Origin of the sequence: Pseudoalteromonas sp. T1lg22, from assembly GCF_002964645.1 — a bacterium.
Lineage (GTDB): Bacteria > Pseudomonadota > Gammaproteobacteria > Enterobacterales > Alteromonadaceae > Pseudoalteromonas.
Window position 1 is genome coordinate 32633 of record NZ_PQBY01000010.1, and the last position, 7245, is coordinate 39877.

Consider the following 7245-nt stretch of genomic DNA (forward strand, 5'->3'; position numbering starts at 1 on the left):
TGTTATTCCTGGTTAATTCCTAACATCTTCTTCATTTGTGCCAACTGCCCCAGCTCGCCTTTTTCGGCGGCGTCTTTAATCGCCTTGGTAGGAGCGTGCATCAAACGATTGGTCAATTTATTGGCCACTCGACCATCACCTTGTCCGGTTCTTTGCCGCTGGCAAGCTGGCTTAGCGCCCGCTCTAACAATTGTTCTTTGGTTTGCGTTACCTCGTTGCGGTAATCGCGGATCATATCGAGCGAATCAAGGGACTTCAGCCAACTGGCAAACTCTTCCACCTTGGCGGCGATAATGCCCTGCGCCTGCTCTGCTGCCTGCTCTCGCGTCGCCATATTTTCACTCACTATGGCCTGCAGATCGTCCACCGAATAAAGGTAGGCATCGTCAAGTTCCGCTACCTGGCTTTCGATATCCCGCGGCACGGCGATATCGATAAACAGCATGGGCTTGTTCTTACGGGTGCGCAGCGCCTGCTCAACCACACCCTTACCGATAATAGGCAAGGTACTGGCTGTGGAACTTATAACGATATCAGCATTGGCCAGTTGCTCGGGCAATTGCGCCAAGGAGATCACCCCAGCGGCAAATTCATCCGCCAGATTACGGGCCCTATCCAGAGTACGGTTTGCCACCGTCATGGACTTGGGTGAATGCTGATGAATATGGCGCGCTACCAACTCTATGGTTTCGCCGGCCCCGATAAGCAAAACGCTGGTGTTATTAAGTTGACCGTAAATATGCTTGGCAAGATTCACCGCTGCATAGGCAACGGAAACCGCGCTGGCACCTATATTGGTCTCGGTACGTACTTGCTTGGCCACCGAGAAGGTACGCTGGAACAAACGCTCGAACAGCACGCCAACACCGCCATTTTTCTTGGCGCTGGCATAAGCCTGTTTAATTTGCCCAAGAATTTGCGGTTCGCCCAAGACTAAGGAGTCCAGGCCACATGCCACCTTCATCAGGTGAGCTATGGCGTCATTATGGTCGTAACTATAGACATTGTCGGCCAGTTCTTCGATATCGAGACAATGAAACTCGGCCAGCCACTGCAATACCTGCTCGGGTGTGCCGCTCTCTAGCGAGCAATAAATTTCGGTGCGGTTGCAGGTTGAAACAATCACGGACTCAGCGAATTCATCCTGCATGGTGAGTTGCTGTAGTGCACGATCAAGCTGCTCCGCCGAAAAGGCGACTTTTTCTCGTAAATCAACGGAGGCCGTTTTGTGATTAATACCCAGTGCGACTATGGTCATGGTGACAACTATTGCTTAACAACCAATTTGATTAAATACCTACTCATTGATAAATTAGCGCACACAAGCGCTTTACCGGCAAATGGATTTTTACGATGCCGACAAACGCTTTATTCGACGCTAAATACAAATCGCTTGCAATTAATATTGGTCAAAACCTGCTACAAGCGAATAATTTTACGAAAATCAAGCGAATAAGAAAAGGCAGGAAAGACATTTGATTAACTTTCGATTGATTTTGCTGGTGTTTTTTTTGTTTATCACCGGCTGTGCTCAACAAATCCCAAAATCCACCACCCCAGATGACAACTGGCGCCAGCAACTTGCGGCCATCTCTCATTTCAGCGCGGAAGGGAAAATGGCCTTTATTTCGCCACAAAAGCGCCAATCGGCTAACTTTGTGTGGCAACAGCAAAATAAAGACTATGAACTGGATCTCAACACCTTTATCGGCACCAATGTACTGCGCCTGCAAAAACAAGGTGAGCAGGTACACCTGGAAGTGGATGATGAGCATTATCAAGATCAGAATGCGCAGCAACTGGTTTACCGCTTAAGCGGCTGGCTGCTGCCATTAGCTGAACCGCAAAGCTGGCTGCTCGGGCAACTTGAGAGCGATGCCGAGTTGGATGAGCTCGAGCGCGTGCGCAGCGCCCACTGGCTAAGCCCGGATCAGCGCCGCTGGCAAATTCGCTATGAAGAATACGAGGCCATAAACGGCGTCTGGTTGCCCACCCGCATCACCCTGGTTCATGAGTCACTGCGGGTAAAACTTTTAATTAATCAATGGCAAGTGCAATGAATTTGGAAACTTTGAGCGTGATTGCCCCGGCAAAGCTTAACCTCTTTTTACATATTACCGGGCGTCGCGAGGACGGCTACCATGAACTGGAAACCCTGTTTACTTTTCTCAATTACGGCGACACCTTGCACTTTAAAGAGCGCCCTGACCAGGAGATTGCCGTCGCTCCCCTGCCCGGCGTAGCCAATACCGATAACCTTATCTCTCGCGCCGCGCGCATGCTGCAGCAGCGCTATGAAGAATTAGGCTATGCTCATAAGGGTGTCGACATCAGCATAGACAAGGTGCTGCCCATGGGCGGCGGCGTTGGCGGTGGCTCATCCGATGCAGCCACCACACTGCTGGCTTTAAATAAAATGTGGCAACAACGCCTAAGCTTGGCACAATTGGCTGAACTTGGGGTGTCACTGGGCGCCGATGTGCCGGTTTTTATTCACGGCCACAGCGCCTTGGCACGCGGCATAGGTGAGCAATTACACACCGTGGAGCTGCCTGAACGCTGGTATTTAGTGGTGCATCCTCAGGTGCATATTAGTACCGCCGCTGTTTTCACTCACCCCGACTTAATACGTGATAGTGAGAAACTTCCAGAGCAGTGGCAACTGGCGCAGCAGCGTAACGACTGTGAGCCGCTGGTCAAAAAGCTGTACAGCGAGGTTGAAAAAACACTGCTGTGGTTGTTAAAATACGCCCCGTCGAGAATGACTGGCACTGGGGCATGTTGCTTTGCTGAGTTCGAAAATGAACAAACCGCACGCAATGCTCTAGAAAAGCTGCCTGAAAAATGGCATGGCTTTGTTGCCAAAAACCTGAACAAGTCGCCCGCTCATACGGCACTTGGTTTAGAGAAGTAAAGTGTTTAAGTTAGCCTGTAACCAGGCATACTCCTGCACCTTTGCAAACCTTGGTTTGCCATCGCAGTCGATATGCTTAACTTACAAGTTAGTCCCAAATTTCAGTGCCCGAGGACCCCTACCGTGCCAGACATGAAGCTCTTTGCTGGTAATGCAACGCCTGAACTTGCTCAAAAAGTTGCAAAACGTTTATATATCGAACTAGGCGATGCCGAGGTTGGTCGTTTTAGCGACGGTGAAATCAGTGTGTCTATTAATGAGAACGTCCGTGGATCGGACGTTTTTATTATCCAGTCTACCTGTGCGCCAACTAACGACAACTTAATGGAATTGATCGTTATGGTTGATGCGCTACGCCGTGCATCAGCAGGCCGTATCACCGCCGTAATTCCTTACTTTGGCTATGCTCGCCAAGACCGCCGCGTGCGTTCTGCTCGTGTACCAATCACGGCCAAGGTTGTTGCCGACTTCCTATCTAGCGTAGGTGTCGACCGCGTACTAACCGTTGACCTACACGCAGAGCAAATCCAAGGTTTCTTCGATGTGCCAGTAGATAACGTATTCGGTAGCCCGGTACTAATCGAAGACATGAAGCAGCGCAACTTTGAAGATGTTGTTGTTGTGTCTCCTGATATCGGCGGTGTAGTACGTGCCCGTGCTATCGCTAAGTTACTAGACGATAAAGACTTGGCGATCATCGACAAGCGTCGTCCACAAGCCAACGTCTCACAAGTAATGCACATTATTGGTGATGTTAAAGGCCGTGACTGTATTATCGTTGACGATATGATCGACACCGGTGGTACCTTATGTAAGGCAGCTGAAGCGCTGAAAGAGCATGGCGCCAAGCGCGTATTTGCTTATGCAACGCACCCGGTGCTTTCTGGTAAAGCAGCCGAGAACCTACGCAACTCAGTAATCGATGAAGTGATTGTAACCGATTCAATCCCTCTATCTGACGAGCTAAAAGCGCTGGATAACATCAAGGTATTGACCCTTGCCGATATGATGGCCGAAACCATTCGCCGCATCAGCAACGAAGAGTCAATCTCAGCGATGTTCGAGCACTAAGCTCAACATCTTAGCGAGGGCTCGGGTTTCCCCCTAGCCTTTTGAAAAACACCGCAATCGCTTAGCCATTAGCTCTGAGCAATTGCGGTGTTTTTTTATATCTCTTGTTTATTTTATAAGGTCGCGGTGGTACTATAGCGCGCCTTTTTTGATTGGTGGTTGTTTAAACGGCTATCAATCGGCTAAGACTTTTGGTCGCGAAGGTCTTAAAACTTTAACTAAATTATTTTGGAGACATCCATGTCTAACATTTCTTACACATTTGATGCAGAAGTACGTGCTGAGCTAGGTACTGGTGCGAGCCGCCGCCTACGTCGTGCAGACAAAGTTCCTGCAATCCTTTACGGCGCAGACAAAGAAGCTGTATCACTAACGCTTGACCACAACAAAATCATTCAAGCGCAAGCACACGAAGGTTTCTACACTCACATCCTTACGCTAAACATCGGCGGTGAGTCAGTTGAAGCGATCCTTAAAGACGTACAACGTCACCCGTTCAAGCCTAAGATCACTCACTTAGACTTCCAACGTGTTGACGCTAACTCTAAGATCCACACTAGCATCCCAGTACACTTCATCAACGAAGATGTAGTAACTAAGAAAGGTGCAACTGTTGTTCACCAGCTAACTGAGATCGAAATCACGTGTCTTCCTAAAGTACTTCCTGAGTTCATCGAAGTAGACGTAGCTAAACTAGCTGCAGGTGATTCACTACACCTATCTGACGTTAAACTTCCTTCAGGTGTTTCTTCTGTTGAACTAGCTAAAGGTGCTGATCACGACCAAGCAGTTGTAACTGTTGTTGCTCCTAAAGGCGCTGCAGCTGAAGACGCAGAAATTGAAGAAGCAGCAGAATAAGGTTTAAGGTGTTAGCACCTTGAATACTATTCAAATGCTAGTGGGCCTGGCTAATCCAGGCCCCGAATACAAAGATACTCGCCATAATGCAGGGGCATGGTTTATCGAAGAACTAGCCGCCCGCTACAACTGCATCCTCAAGCCCGATAGCAAACACCATGGCCTAACCGGCAAGGTGCTTATTGCCGGCACAGAATATAAATTATTGATCCCCACCACCTATATGAACCTCAGTGGTAAAGCCGTCTCAAGCCTGGCAAACTTTTATAAGATCCCAGTTGAGAGTATTCTTGTCGCTCATGACGAGATGGACCTAGAGCCGGGTACAGCCAAATTAAAAAAAGGTGGCGGTCATGGTGGTCATAATGGCCTTAAAGACATCATTGCCAAGATGGCCAATAATAAAGAGTTTATGCGCTTACGCATTGGCATTGGTCACCCCGGACACAAAGATAAAGTAACTGGCTGGGTTTTAGGCAAGGCACCGGCGGCAGATCAAGAAAAGATTAACGCAGCGGTAGATGAAGCGGTGCGTTGTATGGAAATTTTGGCGAAAGATGGTGTGCTTAAAGCACAAAACAGACTCCATTCATTTAAGCCTTAGGCTTAAAGATTAAATAGGTATTAAGAATATGGGTTTTAAATGTGGCATCGTTGGCTTGCCTAACGTAGGTAAATCAACTCTATTTAACGCACTTACTAAAGCTGGTATTGAAGCGCAAAACTTCCCGTTTTGTACCATCGAACCAAACACGGGTGTAGTTCCTGTTCCAGATATGCGCCTAAATCAATTGGCCGAAATCGTAAAACCACAGCGTATTCTACCTACGACCATGGAGTTTGTGGATATTGCCGGTCTGGTTAAAGGCGCTTCTAAGGGTGAAGGCCTAGGTAACCAGTTCCTTGCCAACATTCGTGAAACAGATGCCATCGGCCATGTGGTTCGCTGCTTTGAAAACGAAAATATCGTTCACGTAGCGGGCACGATCGATCCAGCTGACGATATCGATGTTATCAATACCGAGCTCGTACTAGCCGATATGGATACCGCCGATCGCGCCATGCAGCGTCAAGCGAAAAAAGCCAAAGGTGGCGACAAAGACGCCAAATTTGAAATTCAGGTACTTGAGAAAGTAAAAGCACACCTTGATGAAGGCTTAACGCTACGCTCATTAAGCCTAGAGAAAGAAGAGAAAGCGGCTATCGCCTATCTAAACTTCTTAACTATCAAGCCAACCATGTACATTGCCAACGTCAATGAAGATGGCTTTGAAAATAACCCGCACCTGGACAAGGTACGTGAAATCGCCGCTGCAGAAGATGCAGTTGTGATCCCTGTTTGTGCCGCCATCGAAGCGGAACTTTCTGAGCTTGATGATGAAGATCGCGAAGAGTTTATGGCCGACTTGGGCCTTGAAGAGCCGGGTCTTAACCGCGTAATTCGTGGTGGTTATGAGCTGTTAAAGCTGCAAACCTACTTCACCGCCGGTGTGAAAGAGGTTCGTGCCTGGACTATTCCTGTGGGTGCAACGGCGCCACAAGCCGCCGGTAAGATCCACACTGATTTTGAACGCGGTTTTATTCGCGCCCAGACTATTGCTTTCGCTGACTACATCGAATTCAAAGGCGAAAATGGAGCCAAAGAAGCGGGTAAGATGCGCCAAGAAGGTAAAGAATACATAGTTAAAGACGGCGATGTGATGAACTTCTTGTTCAACGTATAAAAAGTTTTTACCTTGATAAGCCCGCTATTTGCGGGCTTTTTTGTAGGCTTTTTAAGCAAGGTAAGTCGATTTTTATTCGCTTCGTTTGTTTTTCAAGCAAACGATTCATCCTGAATGTGTTTTTCGCAAAAAGGTGTTGACGCGCTTTCACCATATCAGCATAATACGCCCCGCATCAGCGATGATGACAAACAAAAGTTGGCTACGTAGCTCAGTTGGTTAGAGCACATCACTCATAATGATGGGGTCCCCTGTTCAAATCAGGGCGTAGCCACCATTTTCCACTACCAAGGAAAATGGAAAACTAGTTTGTATGCGAAAGTAGTGGAATTGGCCGATGTCTTGAATTAGACGCTGGATTTAGGTTCCATAAAATACTTAAGCAAAATGCGGGAGTGGCGGAATTGGTAGACGCGCTGGATTTAGGTTCCAGTATCTTCGGATGTGTGAGTTCAAGTCTCACCTTCCGCACCATGTTCTTGATAAGAACTAAAATTATCAAATTAATACATTGCGATAGTACGGAATTGGCAGTTGTCTTGATTAAGACGCTGGGTTTAGGTTCCATATCATGATGTAAATAATACATTGCGGGAGTGGCGGAATTGGTAGACGCGCTGGATTTAGGTTCCAGTATCTTCGGATGTGTGAGTTCAAGTCTCACCTTCCGCACCATGT

The 7245-nt window shown here is 47.8% G+C and carries 6 protein-coding genes, 3 tRNA genes and 1 pseudogene; 9 read left to right on the plus strand and 1 reads right to left on the minus strand.

Annotation, left to right across the window (positions count from 1 at the left end; genetic code table 11):
• Nucleotides 1-2: 2 nt before the first annotated feature.
• Nucleotides 3-1258, minus strand: a pseudogene (gene hemA, locus C2M24_RS05920) (glutamyl-tRNA reductase).
• Nucleotides 1259-1475: 217 nt separating this feature from the next.
• Between hemA and lolB the strand changes: the two are divergent.
• From lolB to C2M24_RS05965, 9 genes are all read left to right on the plus strand, one after another.
• Entirely contained in the window at nt 1476-2060 is a 585-nt protein-coding gene (lolB, locus tag C2M24_RS05925; RefSeq protein ID WP_105200652.1) for a lipoprotein insertase outer membrane protein LolB, read from the plus strand.
• A complete protein-coding gene (gene ispE / locus C2M24_RS05930) occupies nt 2057-2914 on the plus strand; it encodes a 4-(cytidine 5'-diphospho)-2-C-methyl-D-erythritol kinase (protein ID WP_105213641.1) in 858 nt (285 codons plus the stop codon). Before lolB ends, ispE begins: the two co-directional genes overlap by 4 nt.
• Nucleotides 2915-3037: 123 nt before the next feature.
• Nucleotides 3038-3985 carry a ribose-phosphate pyrophosphokinase gene (locus C2M24_RS05935; RefSeq protein WP_105200654.1) on the plus strand — a complete coding sequence of 316 codons (948 nt, stop codon included), beginning with the start codon at nt 3038-3040 and terminating at the stop codon, nt 3983-3985.
• 240 nt (nt 3986-4225) lie between these two features.
• A complete protein-coding gene (locus C2M24_RS05940; RefSeq protein WP_105213642.1) occupies nt 4226-4843 on the plus strand; it encodes a 50S ribosomal protein L25/general stress protein Ctc in 618 nt (205 codons plus the stop codon).
• Between the two features lie 19 nt (nt 4844-4862).
• Nucleotides 4863-5447: an aminoacyl-tRNA hydrolase gene (gene pth / locus C2M24_RS05945; RefSeq protein WP_105200656.1), complete on the plus strand. Its 585-nt coding sequence runs from the start codon at nt 4863-4865 to the stop codon at nt 5445-5447.
• A gap of 28 nt (nt 5448-5475) precedes the next feature.
• Nucleotides 5476-6567 (plus strand): redox-regulated ATPase YchF, encoded by a 1092-nt coding sequence (ychF, locus tag C2M24_RS05950; RefSeq protein WP_105213643.1) that lies wholly within the window; start codon nt 5476-5478, stop codon nt 6565-6567.
• A gap of 200 nt (nt 6568-6767) precedes the next feature.
• Nucleotides 6768-6844, plus strand: a tRNA-Met gene (locus C2M24_RS05955).
• Nucleotides 6845-6956: 112 nt separating this feature from the next.
• Nucleotides 6957-7041: transfer RNA gene (locus C2M24_RS05960), tRNA-Leu, on the plus strand.
• Nucleotides 7042-7157: 116 nt separating this feature from the next.
• Nucleotides 7158-7242, plus strand: a tRNA-Leu gene (locus tag C2M24_RS05965).
• The last annotated feature ends 3 nt before the right edge of the window (nt 7243-7245 follow it).

Coding starts and splice junctions, on each gene's coding strand:
- ispE (WP_105213641.1), top strand. CDS start 2,057: ATGAATTTGGAAACTTTGAGCGTGATTGCCCCGGCAAAGCTTAACCTC.
- C2M24_RS05940 (WP_105213642.1), top strand. CDS start 4,226: ATGTCTAACATTTCTTACACATTTGATGCAGAAGTACGTGCTGAGCTA.
- ychF (WP_105213643.1), top strand. CDS start 5,476: ATGGGTTTTAAATGTGGCATCGTTGGCTTGCCTAACGTAGGTAAATCA.